The organism is Pseudomonas pudica (assembly GCF_015680405.1).
GTDB lineage: Bacteria > Pseudomonadota > Gammaproteobacteria > Pseudomonadales > Pseudomonadaceae > Aquipseudomonas > Aquipseudomonas pudica.
Genome location: NZ_JADLJS010000004.1, coordinates 63,774 through 76,523, shown reverse-complemented (window position 1 = coordinate 76,523; position 12,750 = coordinate 63,774). Strand labels below are relative to the sequence as shown.

Below are 12,750 nucleotides of genomic sequence, written 5' to 3'. Positions count from 1 at the left end.
TGTGTCACGAAAGGGCTGCGAAGCAGCCCCAAGATATCAGCGTCAACGCCACTATGGTGGGGCCGCTTTGCGGCCCTATCGCGACACAAGGCCGCTCCTACAAGGACCTGCGCAGGCTTTTAGATAGCCTCGAGCTTGGCATACCCCAGCATCAGCCACTTGCTGCCTTCGGCAAAATTCACCTGCACCCGCGCCTGGGCGCCGGAGCCCTCGAAGTTGAGGATCACGCCTTCGCCGAATACCGCATGCTGCACACGCTGGCCCAGGTTGAACGCGGTCTGCGGAATGCTGGCATTTGCGAACAGGTTGCTGTTCGTGGCCGTCTTTGCACCGCCGAACGGGCGGCTGACACTGTTGGACAGGCGCACTTCCTGAACCAGGCCCGCCGGAATTTCGCGTACGAAACGTGAAACCTTGTTGTAGGTCTCGCTGCCATACAGGCGACGCGTTTCGGCGTAGGTCATGACCAGCTGGCGCATGGCGCGGGTGATGCCCACATAAGCCAGGCGGCGTTCCTCTTCCAAACGGCCAGGCTCTTCCAGGCTCATCTTGTGCGGGAACAGGCCTTCTTCCATACCCACCAGGAACACATACGGGAACTCCAGGCCCTTGGCGCTGTGCAAGGTCATCAGTTGGACGCTGTCCTCATGCTCGTCGGCTTGGGCATCGCCTGCCTCGAGCGAGGCGTGGCCGAGGAATGCCGAGAGTGGCGAGAGGTCGGCGTCTTCGTCGGTGGACTCGAAGTTGCGCGCTGCGCTGACCAGTTCCTCAAGGTTTTCTACCCGTGCCTGGCCCTTCTCACCTTTTTCTTCCTGGTGATAGATGATCAGCCCGGACTGCTCGATGGTGGTCTGGGTCATGGTATGCAGTGGCATGTCCACGACCTTGGCAGCCAACCCCTCGATCAGCTCGATGAACGCACCCAGGGCACTGGCGGCGCGGCCTTTCAGGGCTTTGGCGGCGAGCAGCTGGCACATGGCCTCCCACATCGACAGCTGGCTGTGGCGGGCGTGCTCGCGGATGGCTTCGACGGTTTTTTCGCCAATGCCACGTGGCGGCACATTGATCACCCGCTCCAGGGCGGCATCGTTGCCACGGCCTTCGATCAGCCGCAGGTAAGCCATGGCGTTCTTGATTTCCGCGCGCTCGAAGAAGCGCTGGCCACCGTAGATGCGGTAGGGGATGCGTTCGCGCAGCAGTGCTTCTTCCAGCACCCGTGACTGGGCGTTGGAACGGTACAGAATGGCGATCTCGTTGCGTGCATTGCCCTGCTTGACCAGGCTCTCGATGGTTTCTACCACGTAGCGCGCTTCGTCATGCTCGTTGTAGGCCGCATACAGGGTCAGCGGTTCGCCTTCACCCATGTCGGTCCACAGCTCTTTGCCCAGGCGCCCGCTGTTATTGGCGATCAGCGCATTTGCAGCCTTGAGGATGCCGCCGGTGGAGCGGTAATTCTGCTCCAGGCGGATCATTTCGGCGTCGGGGAAGTCGGCAGTGTACTGGTGAATGTTCTCGATCTTGGCACCGCGCCAGCCGTAGATCGACTGGTCGTCATCGCCCACCGCCATCAGGCTGTCACCGCCGCGCGCCAGCAGGCGCAGCCAGGCGTACTGCACGGCGTTGGTATCCTGGAACTCGTCCACCAGCACGTGGCGGAAGCGCCGTTGGTAGTGCTCCAGCAGGCCCGGATGGTCGCGCCACAGGTCCAGGCCGCGCAGCAGCAGCTCGGAGAAGTCGATGACCCCGGCGCGCTCGCAGGCTTGCTCGTAGGCGGTATAGACGTCGCGCATGGTCGACAGGAACAGGTCGCCCCCGGCCTGGATATGCTGTGGGCGCAGGCCTTCGTCCTTCTGCCCGTTGATGAACCACTGGGCCTGGCGTGCCGGCCATTTCTGCTCGTCCAGGCCCAGCTCGCGCATCACCCGTTTGATCAGGCGCTGCTGGTCGTCGCTGTCGAGGATCTGGAAGTTCTGCACCAGCCGTGCTTCCTGCCAGTGGGCCCGCAGCAGGCGATGGGCCAGGCCGTGGAAGGTGCCGACCCACATGCCTGCCGGGTTGATGCCCAGCAGTTGCTCGATCCGCTGGCGCATTTCTGCCGCAGCCTTGTTGGTGAAGGTCACCGACAGGATCGAGTGCGGCGATGCCTGCTCCACCTGGATCAACCAGGCAATGCGGTGCACCAGCACGCGGGTTTTACCGGAACCGGCGCCAGCAAGCACCAGTTGACGCCCGAGCGTGGCCGCTACGGCCTGGCGTTGGGCATCGTTGAGGGAATTCAGCAGGAGGGAGAGGTCGTCTGTGCGCATCGGGCCATTCTAGGGCGCGGCAGGAAATGGGGCAAACCTCCACTGTATAAATATTCACCTGCCGCATGCCCGTTCATCGAGCTGATGGCAGGTGCCAGGCCACCGCTCGGGCGACCTGGCCGGCAGCGGCTCAGTCAATCGCCTCGATGGTGCGAATTTCGCAGCGCTGCGAACTGTCGGCATGGATTATCTCCACGGTTTTCCAGCCAGTGCCGCCTGCACGTTCGAAGACCACGGTTTTTTCCGTCAGCACCTGCGGTGTGATTGCGCCGCTATCCAGCAGTTGAAGCTCCAGCACTTCCCAGCCACCCCTGTGGCGCACCTTGGGCTCGACCAGTACCGGTTCGATGGCCGGGGAGGCGACCGTAACCGTGCCATGAACCCTGAAAACCTGCTTGCCGTGGGCGATGTCGTTGATTGCAACGAGGTTGGTGATAGTAGCCATTGTCTGCTCCTGTCTAGGGTTGAAAGTAGCGCCAGCGCGCTGGGGCTACTTTCTGCCCTTTCGCCTGACACGGGAGCAGGGCAGTGCTTCAGCTATGCCAGTGCCTGCCGTGCCTGGCCAGCAGGCTGTTGGCTTGCTCCGGCCCGTTACTGCCTGCCGGGTACGGGCGCGGTGCCTGGAAGTGCTCTTCACAGCCCTTGATGATCGGGTCGATCCAGGCCCAGGCCGCTTCCACTTCATCGCGGCGCATGAACAGCGTCGAGTCGCCCTCCAGTACATCCAGCAGCAGGCGCTCGTAGGCGTCCCAGCGGCGGGTCTGGCTGAACACCTGGGCCAGGTTCAGATCCAGGTCCACAGGTTCCAGGCGCATGCCCTTGCCCGGGCTCTTGGTCATCATGCGCAGGCTGATGCGTTCGTCCGGTTGCAACTGGATCAGCAGCTGGTTGACCTGGCCACCGTTGAACAGCTCGTGGGGCACCGGCCTGAACTGGATGACGATCTGCGATGAGCGCCGTGCCATGCGCTTGCCCGTACGCAGGTAGAAGGGCACGCCCGCCCAGCGCCAATTGTCGATGTGCGCCTCGATGGCGATGAAGGTCTCGGTGTCACTGTCGTTGTCGACGTCCTTTTCGAAATAATAGGCCGGCACTTCCTGGCCGCCGATGCGCCCGGCGCCATACTGGCCGCGTACGGTCTTGTCCTGCACATCCTGGCCAGTGATGGGCTTGAGAGCCCGCAGAATCTTCACCTTCTCGTCACGCACCGCTTCGGCTTCAAACTGCGCGGGGGGCTCCATGGCCACCAGGCATAGCAGCTGTAGCAAGTGGTTCTGCAGCATGTCGCGGGTCGCCCCGGCGCGGTCGTAGTAGGCGCCGCGGTTCTCTACCCCCAAGGTCTCGCATACGCTGATCTGCACGTGGTCGACCTGGTTGTTGCGCCACACCGGCTCCAGCAGGGCGTTGGCAAAACGCAGGGCCATGAGGTTCTGCACGGTTTCCTTGCCCAGGTAGTGGTCGATGCGAAATACCTGGTTTTCCTCCAGCACTGCGCCAATCGCTTCGTTGATGGCGGTAGCCGATTCCAGCGAGTGGCCGATCGGCTTTTCCAGCACGATGCGCGCTTCGGCGTCGGCCAGGCCGGCGTTATGCAGGTGCTTGGCAATAGGCACGAACAGGTTGGGAGCGGTGGCCAGGTAGAAGATGCGCGTCAAGCCGCCGGGCTCGCCCAGGTAGCGCGCCAGGCGGCCGAAATCGGCGCTTTGCGAAGCATCCATGGCGAAATAGTCGACTCGTGCTGAAAACCGCTGCCAGACCTCTTCGTCGAAGTCGTTGCGGGCAATCTGTGCCCGGCAATGGCGCTCGGCAAGCTTGAGATAATCGTTACGTGGCAAGTTGCGTCGTGCCAGCGCGATGATCCGCACGGCGTTGTTCAAACGGGCCTCGCGAAACAGGTGGTAGAGCGCCGGAAGCAATTTGTGCAGGGCCAGATCGCCGGTGCCGCCGAAGACCAGAATGTCGCAAGGAATAGTCAAACCACCACTCTCCACGTTCGTTTAACTGGGCGGGTTGGCGTCCATGTAGTATAACTACAAGAAAGCTACAACCCGGCCAGCCGATCATAACCGAGTCCAGCCTGTGAATCTGTTGCAACATATCGCCCAATCGCGCCACCTGCTGCGCAAATCGGAACTCAAAGTAGCCGACCACGTGCTGCTCGACCCGGCTGCCGTCATGCACAGCTCCATGGCCGACCTGGCGCACAGCGTGGGTATCAGCGAACCGACCATCGTGCGTTTCTGCCGCGCGATCGGTTGCTCGGGCTTCCAGGACCTGAAGCTGAAGCTGGCGCAAAGCCTGGCTGCGGGAGCCAGTTTCGGCCAGTTCGCTATCCATGAAGACGACTCGGTCGCCGACTACAGCCTGAAGATCTTCGACACCACGCTGCACACCCTTATGGAAGTGCGCGAGCACCTGGACCCGCAGGCGCTGCAGCAGGCAGTGACCGCCATGGCCCAGGCGCAGCGCGTGGAGTTCTATGGCTTTGGCGCCTCCGGTGCGGTAGCGGCCGATGCCCAGCACAAGTTCTTCCGGCTGCTGCTCAGCGCGGCAGCCTATTCCGACCCGCACATGCAGGCGATGTCGGCGGTGACCCTGAAGCCGGGTGATGTGGCGGTATGCATTTCCCAGTCGGGCCGTTCCAAGGACCTGCTGATCACTGCCAACCTGGTCCGTGAGAGCGGCGCCAACCTGATTACCCTGTGCCCCAGCCAGACCCCGCTGGCGGAGCTGTCGACGGTCAACCTGGCGATCGACGTGCATGAAGACACCGAAATCTACACCCCGCTGACTTCGCGTATCGCCCACCTGGTGGTGATCGACGTGCTGGCCATGGGCGTGGCCATGGCGCGCGGGCCGAGCCTGGTCAACCACCTGAAGAGCGTGAAGCGCAGCTTGCGCAGCCTGCGCTTGTCGCCCAAGTCGATCAAGGCTACCGACGACTGATCTGCATTGCCTGTGCTGGCCCTATCGCCGGCAAGCCAGCTCCCACAGGTACTCCACAGGACTCGAGGCCTGTGGTGACTGTGTGGGAGCCCGGCTTGCCGGCGATAGGGCCAGCACAGGCAGTAAAAATTCACGGTTTTGTCACAATTCCACAGCCAAACCGTAAACCATCAAAGCCAGTCTGAAACTCCCCGCATCCTATCAGGGAGACAGGCAATGGCTCGTGACTTCGACGGTACGTACCAACCCAGCGCCAAGGCTCGCAAGCAGCAGGAAAAGGATCAGCGCCGCATGGAATACCGCCGCGCGATCGAGAGCTATTGCGACCAACGTCAACTGCTTCGCGAACTCGTGGACTACCCCGAGCTGCGAGAGCTCACGGTCTGGCAGGCGTCGGCAGCAGCTTCCCCGAAAAACGCTCAACCAGTGCGCTGATCAGTGCACGTTCGCTACGGATGAACGCCAGGAAGGCCAAGGCCACCGGCGACTGCCGTTTGGCCTTGGACTGCACCACGCACCAGCTGCGGTACAGCGGTAGTTCCTCCACAGGCAGCTCCCTCAGCACCCCGGTGGCCAGCTCCAGGTTGACCGCATGGCGGGTAAGCAGGGCAATGCCAAGGCCGGCAATCACGCACTCGCGCTGGGCGTCGGCCGAAGCCACCTCCAAGGTCTGGGTGAAATGCACGCGCTTGTCCTTGAAGTATTCCTCGCAAGCCTTGCGCGTGCCCGAACCCTGTTCGCGGACCAGCAGGGTATGAGGCTCCAGGTCCTGCAGGCGCAGTTGTTCCAGCTTGCACAACGGGTGCTCGGGCGGCGCCACCGCGACGATCGGGTTGTTGAGGAATGGCAGAAACTCCAGGCCCATGTCCTGCGGCACCATGGACATGATGATCAGATCATCGCGGTTGTCCGAAAGGCGGCGGATTGCCTGGGCGCGATTGACCACCGTCAGGGTCAGGTTGACCTCCGGGTGACGCTGCTTGAAGGCCGCGAACAGGTGTGGCACGAAGTACTTGGCACTGGATTCGATAGCCAGTTTCAACTGCCCCTGCAATGAGCCCTGCATGTCCGACAACTGCATGTCCAGGCTCTCCAGGCGCCCGAAGATATCGCGGCTGGCGCGTTGCAGGGCCTCGGCAGCTTCAGTCAGGTAGAGTTTTTTGCCCACGTACTCGAACAGCGGCTGGCCGATCAGCTCTTCGAGCTGGCGGATCTGTAGACTTACGGCGGGTTGCGTCAGCGCCATCTCTTCCGCCGCACGGCTGTACGAACGCAAATCGCACACCTCGTTGAAGATCTGTAATTGACGCAAAGTCATACGCATCAAGGACTTACGCATTTTTATCCGCCCTTCGGCAACACCTTGTTACCGCACTATAAGCTTTTGCTAATACAGCCCCTAACAAATATTGATTTTTGTTTATCAACCTACAGCGCTAGGGTGAATGTGCGACTGGCCAGCAACGTCTGGTCACGCGCCGACCGGTAGAACCGGCTCGACTGTTCCTACGGCTTTGGGAAGACTCCAGTGATAAAAAAAATCCTGATCGCCAACCGGGGTGAAATCGCAGTTCGGATTGTCCGTGCCTGCGCCGAAATGGGCATTCGCTCTGTCGCGATCTATTCCGATGCCGACCGTCATGCCTTGCACGTCAAGCGCGCCGACGAAGCCCACAGCATTGGTGCCGAGCCGCTGGCCGGTTACCTGAACCCGCGCAAGCTGGTGAACCTGGCTGTGGAAACCGGCTGTGATGCCCTGCACCCGGGCTATGGCTTCCTGTCGGAAAACGCTGAACTGGCAGAGATCTGCGCCGAGCGAGGTATCAAGTTCATCGGCCCGGCCGCCGAGGTCATTCGCCGCATGGGCGACAAGACCGAAGCGCGTCGCACCATGATCGCCGCCGGTGTACCGGTAACTCCGGGTACCGAAGGCAACGTTGCCGATATTCACGAAGCCCTGAGCGAAGGTGACCGCATCGGTTACCCGGTCATGCTCAAGGCCACCTCTGGTGGTGGCGGCCGTGGTATTCGCCGTTGCAACAGCCGTGAAGAACTGGAACAGAACTTCCCTCGCGTCATCTCCGAGGCTACCAAGGCCTTTGGTTCCGCGGAAGTGTTCCTGGAAAAGTGCATCGTCAACCCCAAGCACATCGAGGCGCAGATCCTCGGTGACAGCTTTGGCAACGTCGTGCACCTGTTCGAGCGCGACTGCTCGATCCAGCGCCGCAACCAGAAACTCATCGAAATTGCCCCGAGCCCCCAGCTCACCCCCGAGCAGCGCGCCTACATCGGCGACCTGGCGGTGCGTGCGGCCAAGGCGGTCAACTACGAGAACGCCGGTACCGTGGAGTTCCTGCTCGCCGATGGCGAGGTGTACTTCATGGAAATGAACACCCGAGTGCAGGTGGAGCACACCATCACCGAGGAAATCACCGGTATCGACATCGTCCGTGAGCAGATCCGCATTGCCTCGGGCCTGCCGCTCTCGGTCAAGCAGGAAGACATCCAGCACCGCGGTTACGCGTTGCAGTTCCGCATCAACGCCGAAGACCCGAAGAACAACTTCCTGCCCAGCTTCGGCAAGATCACCCGTTACTACGCCCCCGGCGGCCCGGGCGTGCGTACCGACACGGCGATCTACACCGGCTACACCATTCCGCCGTTCTACGACTCCATGTGCCTGAAACTGGTGGTGTGGGCGTTGACCTGGGAAGAAGCCATGGACCGCGGCCTGCGGGCCCTGGACGACATGCGCGTGCAAGGGGTGAAGACCACCGCCGCGTACTACCAGGAAATCCTGCGCAATCCGGAATTCCGTAGCGGCCAGTTCAACACCAGCTTCGTCGAAAGCCACCCTGAACTGACCAACTACTCGATCAAGCGCAAACCCGAAGAGCTGGCCCTGGCCATCGCTGCCGCCATCGCCGCCCACGCAGGCCTGTGAGGAACCCCATAATGTCCAAGAAAATTCACGTAACCGACACGATCCTGCGCGACGCCCACCAGTCCCTGTTGGCCACCCGCATGCGTACCGAAGACATGCTGCCGATCTGCGACAAGCTCGACAAGGTCGGCTACTGGTCGCTGGAAGTCTGGGGTGGCGCCACCTTCGACGCCTGCGTACGCTTCCTCAAGGAAGACCCGTGGGAGCGCCTGCGCAAGCTGCGCGCGGCGCTGCCCAACACCCGCCTGCAAATGCTGCTGCGCGGCCAGAACCTGCTGGGCTACCGCCACTACAGCGACGACGTGGTCAAGGCGTTCGTCGCCAAGGCAGCGGTCAACGGTATCGACGTGTTCCGCATCTTCGATGCCATGAACGACGTACGTAACCTGCGCGTGGCCATTGAAGCGGTCAAGGCTGCCGGCAAGCACGCCCAGGGCACCATCGCGTACACCACCAGCCCCGTACACACCATCGAAGCTTTCGTGAACCAGGCCAAACAGATGGAAGCCATGGGTTGCGACTCGGTCGCGATCAAGGACATGGCCGGCCTGCTGACCCCGTTCGCCACCGGCGAACTGGTCAAGGCACTGAAGGCAGAGCAGTCGCTGCCGGTGTTCATCCACTCCCATGACACTGCCGGCCTGGCCGCCATGTGCCAGCTGAAGGCTGTGGAAAACGGCGCCGATCACATCGACACCGCCATCTCCAGCTTCGCCTGGGGCACCAGCCACCCAGGCACCGAGTCGATGGTTGCCGCGCTCAAGGGCAGCGAATTCGATACCGGCCTGGACCTGGAACTGCTGCAGGAAATCGGCCTGTACTTCTATGCCGTGCGCAAGAAGTACCACCAGTTCGAAAGCGAGTTCACCGCTGTGGATACCCGCGTGCAGGTCAACCAGGTACCGGGCGGCATGATTTCCAACCTGGCCAACCAGCTCAAGGAGCAGGGCGCCCTAAACCGCATGAACGAGGTGCTGGCAGAGATCCCGCGCGTGCGTGAAGACCTCGGCTTCCCGCCGCTGGTGACCCCGACCTCGCAGATCGTCGGCACCCAGGCGTTCTTCAACGTGCTGGCCGGCGAGCGCTACAAGACCATCACCAACGAGGTGAAGCTGTACCTGCAAGGCGGTTACGGCAAGGCCCCGGGTGTGGTCAACGAGCAGCTGCGCCGCCAGGCGATCGGCAGCGAAGAAGTGATCGACGTACGCCCGGCCGATCTGCTGAAGCCGGAAATGGCCAAGCTGCGTGCCGACATCGGCGCCCTGGCCCGTTGCGAAGAAGACGTGCTGACCTTCGCCATGTTCCCGGACATTGGCCGCAAGTTCCTCGAAGAACGCGAAGCCGGCACTCTGACCCCTGAAGTCCTGCTGCCAATTCCTGAAGCGGGCGCAGTAGCATCCCACAGCGGTGAAGGCGTACCGACCGAGTTCGTCATCGACGTGCACGGCGAAACCTACCGTGTCGACATCACCGGTGTGGGCGTGAAGGCCGAAGGCAAGCGCCACTTCTACCTGTCGATCGACGGCATGCCGGAAGAAGTGGTGTTCGAGCCGCTCAACGAATTCGTCGGTGGCGGCAGCAGCAAGCGCAAGCAGGCCAGCGCCCCGGGCCACGTCAGCACCACCATGCCGGGCAACATCGTCGATGTGCTGGTCAAGGAAGGCGACATGGTCAAGACCGGGCAGGCTGTGCTGATCACCGAAGCGATGAAGATGGAGACCGAAGTGCAGGCGGGTATCGCTGGCAAGATCGTGGCCATCCACGTGGCCAAGGGCGACCGCGTGACACCGGGCGAGATCCTGATCGAGATCGAAGGCTGAGATAAGCCCTCATCTACTGGCGGTTTACCTCGGGGGAGCGGATGCTCCCCTTTTTTTATGTACCGACTCACGCTCCAATTACATGACTCTGGAGTACGCCTACGAGCAGGGCGCGGCCATAGGTGGCGCGACAGGCGCCGGTGGAGAGGCGCCAAAGCTGCTGATGACCGAAGATAAAAACGGCCACCTGTACCCGGACGCGGTGCTTGCGGATGAGAGGGCCTGTCGCCATTGGTTCATCAAGTTCGCCAGGCACCAGGCCTTGGCCGATGATCAGGAGATCCTGCGGGCCGAGTACCTCTATTACAGGGCGTTGCAGCAGCTTGGCATCGAGACGGTGGCCAGTGAACAGACGAAGTGGCCCGCTTTGATCGAAAGAGCAGGCGAAATCGACTGGCAGGCAGCCTGTGTTGCGCTGGCCGAATTCATCGATCCGGATGAGGCTTACCAGCGTCTGCGTCAGGAGGCCCGGCACCTATTGGCATTGCCTGATATCTTGTCCGGCCTTGGGCTCCCGGAGGTAGTGATGAATCACCCGGCGATTGCGCTGGGCAAGCTTGAGCGCCGAATGGCGGACTGGGGGTTGGCATGACGGTTTCCATCGATGCCCGAGGTCTGATGATCGATGGCGTGCGCGAAGGTATTGCCGACGGCACAATCGAGCTGGGTGCTGCCGTTCGCCGCCTGCGCGTAGAAGTTGCAAAGATGCAGCAGACCCAGTTTGCGCTGATGTGCAAGATTTCCGTGCGAACGCTCATTCAGATCGAGCAGGGGGACGGTAACCCCACGCTCAAATCGTTGAACGCGGTATTCAAACCGTTCGGTTTGCAGATGGGCGTCGTCAGGCGTGCGAGCCCGATCAGATAACCGGCATAACCGATCGCGGGCCTGCCGGCCCGTGATCGGTTATGCCGTTCACCCCCTACGGCAGTCCTCAAGTGTCCGCACCTGGCCTTGCGGCCGCTGGTTCTCTTCACTCAACCAGCGCTCGAACGCGGTCGCCAGCGCCGGCCACTCCTCATCGGTAATCGAATACCACGCCGTATCTCGATTGTGGTCCTTCACCACCAGGTGCTTGCGGAACACTCCTTCATGGACAAAGCCAAACCGCTCAGCCGCACGCTTGGAGCGTGCGTTGGCGTTGTTGCACTTCCACTCCAGCCGGCGGTTGCCCAGCTCGAAGCCCAGCTTGCCCAGCAGGTACACCGCCTCGGTGCCCTTGGGCGTACGCTGCATGGCGGCGCCGAAGGCGACGTGCCCGATTTCGATGCGGCCGTGGTCGGGCACGATCGACATCAGGCTCAGGATGCCTTGGGCCTGGCCGCTGGGGCGGTCGATGACGGTGTAGAACAGCGGGTCGCGGCCAGCGGCGTTACCTTCCAGCCAACGGTCGAAGGCGGCACGTTCGGTGAATGGGCCATAAGGGAGGTAGTCCCACAGCACCGGGTCGGCCGCCGGGCCTTGCAGCACCTCCCAGAGGTCTTCGCCATGGCGCGCCGGGTCGAGCTTTTCCAGGCGGATGAAGCGGCCGTCGATGGGCTCGGCCTGGGGGGCTGCGGCGGGTTTCCAGTTCAATGCGTCGGTCATGTTCGGTTCAGAACTCTTTGCGGAATTGGATGAAGCCCGAGCGCTCGGCAACCTGTTGGTACAGGCTGATGGCGGTGGCGTTGGTCTCGTGGGTCAGCCAGTGCACCTTGCTGCAGTTTTCGGCCTTGGCTGCAGCGTAGACATGCTCGATTAGCTGGCGGCCGATACCCAGGCCACGTTGCATGCTGTCTACGTACAGGTCCTGCAGGTAACAGGCGTTGCCGATACTCCAGTTGGTACGATGGTAGATGAAGTTGACCATGCCCACTGCCTTGCCATCGACCCAGGCCAAGGCCGAATGGGTCGGTTCGTTCGGGTCGAGCAGGCGTTGCCATGTGCTGAGGCTGACCTCCTCGGTCAATTCGGACTCATAGAAGTGCAAGTAGGCCTGCCACAGGGCCTGCCAGGCAGCATGGTCTTGGGTGGTGACAGGGCGCAGGGTAACGCTGGACATGAGCTATTCCTTCAGAGTTGGCGCATGTGCGCCGCGAGTTGGTTATCCAGGTAATCGGGGCTGGCGCTCAGGCCTTCGCGCACGCCGGAAATGTCTTGCTCGGAGCGGTTCTGGCTGAGCTTGCGCGCGCCTTGCAGGCGGGCGATGGGCAAGCGGATGCCGACGATGGCTCGGAGCATGCCATCGAGGTAGTCACGCGGGGCATCGGTGACGTTCCACGGTTCGCCGCGGCCTTGCTCGTGGCGCTCGGTCAGGCGGCTGACAATGGCCAGCAATGGTTCGGCGTCGTGGATCACTTCGGCCGGACCATAGGCGTGCACGGCCAGGTAGTTCCAGGTTGGCACCACCTTGGGGTTGTCGGCCTTGCTCGGGTAGTAACCGGGGCTGACATAGGCATCGGCACCGGGGAACACCAGCAGGGCTTCGCCACCTTGCTTCAGGTCGTGCCACTGGGGGTTGGCCCGCGCGAGGTGGGCATAGACGGTGCCGAATTTGCCTTCGGCGATATCGACCAGCACTGGCAGGTGCGTGGCCAGCAGGCCTTGTTCGCCCTGGCTGACCAGGATGGCCAGGCGGGTGTCGAGCATGTGCTGGTGCAGGCGCCCGAGGTCGTGTTCCTGATGGGGTTTGCTGTTGTACATGCTCGGTTTCCTTGTGATATGGCTCCATCCTAGGCAGGCTATTGGTTCATAG

12 protein-coding genes and 1 pseudogene are annotated in these 12,750 nt (G+C 62.1%); 6 read left to right on the top strand and 7 right to left on the bottom strand.

Going from position 1 to position 12,750, the window contains the following annotated elements:
- Positions 1–119 precede the first annotated feature (119 nt).
- The 3 genes from uvrD to zwf all read right to left on the bottom strand — a co-directional run bounded on the left by uvrD (position 120) and on the right by zwf (position 4,282).
- Complete coding sequence (gene uvrD, locus IRZ77_RS04575; RefSeq protein ID WP_196173017.1) at positions 120–2,306, bottom strand: DNA helicase II; 2,187 nt, start codon at positions 2,304–2,306, stop codon at positions 120–122.
- A gap of 130 nt (positions 2,307–2,436) precedes the next feature.
- The gene (locus IRZ77_RS04570) at positions 2,437–2,751 is read right to left on the bottom strand and encodes a hypothetical protein (RefSeq protein WP_046615345.1); all 315 of its coding nucleotides are present in this window, start codon (positions 2,749–2,751) and stop codon (positions 2,437–2,439) included.
- Between the two features lie 88 nt (positions 2,752–2,839).
- Positions 2,840–4,282: a glucose-6-phosphate dehydrogenase gene (zwf, locus tag IRZ77_RS04565; RefSeq protein ID WP_085601080.1), complete on the bottom strand. Its 1,443-nt coding sequence runs from the start codon at positions 4,280–4,282 to the stop codon at positions 2,840–2,842.
- 103 nt (positions 4,283–4,385) lie between these two features.
- On the opposite strand from zwf, the gene hexR reads away from it, so the two are divergent.
- Positions 4,386–5,252 carry a transcriptional regulator HexR gene (hexR, locus tag IRZ77_RS04560; RefSeq protein ID WP_011536461.1) on the top strand — a complete coding sequence of 289 codons (867 nt, stop codon included), beginning with the start codon at positions 4,386–4,388 and terminating at the stop codon, positions 5,250–5,252.
- A 216-nt stretch (positions 5,253–5,468) separates the two neighbouring features.
- Positions 5,469–5,687, top strand: coding sequence for a PA3496 family putative envelope integrity protein (locus IRZ77_RS04555; RefSeq protein ID WP_080958475.1), 219 nt, complete (start codon positions 5,469–5,471; stop codon positions 5,685–5,687).
- On the opposite strand, the gene IRZ77_RS04550 is transcribed toward IRZ77_RS04555, so the two are convergent.
- Positions 5,629–6,591: a LysR family transcriptional regulator gene (locus tag IRZ77_RS04550; protein WP_085601081.1), complete on the bottom strand. Its 963-nt coding sequence runs from the start codon at positions 6,589–6,591 to the stop codon at positions 5,629–5,631. The genes IRZ77_RS04555 and IRZ77_RS04550 overlap by 59 nt on opposite strands.
- A gap of 189 nt (positions 6,592–6,780) precedes the next feature.
- On the opposite strand from IRZ77_RS04550, the gene IRZ77_RS04545 reads away from it, so the two are divergent.
- The 4 genes and pseudogenes from IRZ77_RS04545 to IRZ77_RS04530 all read left to right on the top strand — a co-directional run bounded on the left by IRZ77_RS04545 (position 6,781) and on the right by IRZ77_RS04530 (position 10,883).
- Entirely contained in the window at positions 6,781–8,196 is a 1,416-nt protein-coding gene (locus IRZ77_RS04545; RefSeq protein WP_013974837.1) for an acetyl-CoA carboxylase biotin carboxylase subunit, read from the top strand.
- Positions 8,197–8,207: 11 nt separating this feature from the next.
- Positions 8,208–10,016, top strand: a complete 1,809-nt coding sequence (gene oadA / locus IRZ77_RS04540; protein WP_085601082.1) for a sodium-extruding oxaloacetate decarboxylase subunit alpha — start codon at positions 8,208–8,210, stop codon at positions 10,014–10,016.
- An 88-nt stretch (positions 10,017–10,104) separates the two neighbouring features.
- A pseudogene (locus tag IRZ77_RS04535) lies at positions 10,105–10,608 on the top strand (type II toxin-antitoxin system HipA family toxin); the annotation flags it as partial.
- Positions 10,605–10,883, top strand: a complete 279-nt coding sequence (locus IRZ77_RS04530) for a helix-turn-helix domain-containing protein (protein WP_046615350.1) — start codon at positions 10,605–10,607, stop codon at positions 10,881–10,883. The pseudogene IRZ77_RS04535 and the gene IRZ77_RS04530, both read left to right, overlap by 4 nt.
- 48 nt (positions 10,884–10,931) lie before the next feature.
- On the opposite strand, the gene IRZ77_RS04525 is transcribed toward IRZ77_RS04530, so the two are convergent.
- Genes IRZ77_RS04525 through IRZ77_RS04515 form a run of 3 tightly spaced genes read right to left on the bottom strand, consistent with a single transcriptional unit; the run spans position 10,932 to position 12,698 of the window.
- Positions 10,932–11,603: a GNAT family N-acetyltransferase gene (locus IRZ77_RS04525; RefSeq protein ID WP_085601083.1), complete on the bottom strand. Its 672-nt coding sequence runs from the start codon at positions 11,601–11,603 to the stop codon at positions 10,932–10,934.
- 7 nt (positions 11,604–11,610) lie between these two features.
- Positions 11,611–12,057: a GNAT family N-acetyltransferase gene (locus tag IRZ77_RS04520; protein ID WP_046615352.1), complete on the bottom strand. Its 447-nt coding sequence runs from the start codon at positions 12,055–12,057 to the stop codon at positions 11,611–11,613.
- 11 nt (positions 12,058–12,068) lie between these two features.
- The gene (locus tag IRZ77_RS04515; protein WP_046615353.1) at positions 12,069–12,698 is read right to left on the bottom strand and encodes an FMN-binding negative transcriptional regulator; all 630 of its coding nucleotides are present in this window, start codon (positions 12,696–12,698) and stop codon (positions 12,069–12,071) included.
- Positions 12,699–12,750 lie beyond the last annotated feature (52 nt).

Excerpts from the sequence above, each read along its gene's own strand:
- uvrD (WP_196173017.1), bottom strand. The coding sequence starts at position 2,306 with ATGCGCACAGACGACCTCTCCCTCCTGCTGAATTCCCTCAACGATGCC.
- IRZ77_RS04570 (WP_046615345.1), bottom strand. The coding sequence starts at position 2,751 with ATGGCTACTATCACCAACCTCGTTGCAATCAACGACATCGCCCACGGC.
- IRZ77_RS04555 (WP_080958475.1), top strand. The coding sequence starts at position 5,469 with ATGGCTCGTGACTTCGACGGTACGTACCAACCCAGCGCCAAGGCTCGC.
- IRZ77_RS04550 (WP_085601081.1), bottom strand. The coding sequence starts at position 6,591 with ATGCGTAAGTCCTTGATGCGTATGACTTTGCGTCAATTACAGATCTTC.
- oadA (WP_085601082.1), top strand. The coding sequence starts at position 8,208 with ATGTCCAAGAAAATTCACGTAACCGACACGATCCTGCGCGACGCCCAC.
- IRZ77_RS04530 (WP_046615350.1), top strand. The coding sequence starts at position 10,605 with ATGACGGTTTCCATCGATGCCCGAGGTCTGATGATCGATGGCGTGCGC.
- IRZ77_RS04525 (WP_085601083.1), bottom strand. The coding sequence starts at position 11,603 with ATGACCGACGCATTGAACTGGAAACCCGCCGCAGCCCCCCAGGCCGAG.
- IRZ77_RS04520 (WP_046615352.1), bottom strand. The coding sequence starts at position 12,057 with ATGTCCAGCGTTACCCTGCGCCCTGTCACCACCCAAGACCATGCTGCC.
- IRZ77_RS04515 (WP_046615353.1), bottom strand. The coding sequence starts at position 12,698 with ATGTACAACAGCAAACCCCATCAGGAACACGACCTCGGGCGCCTGCAC.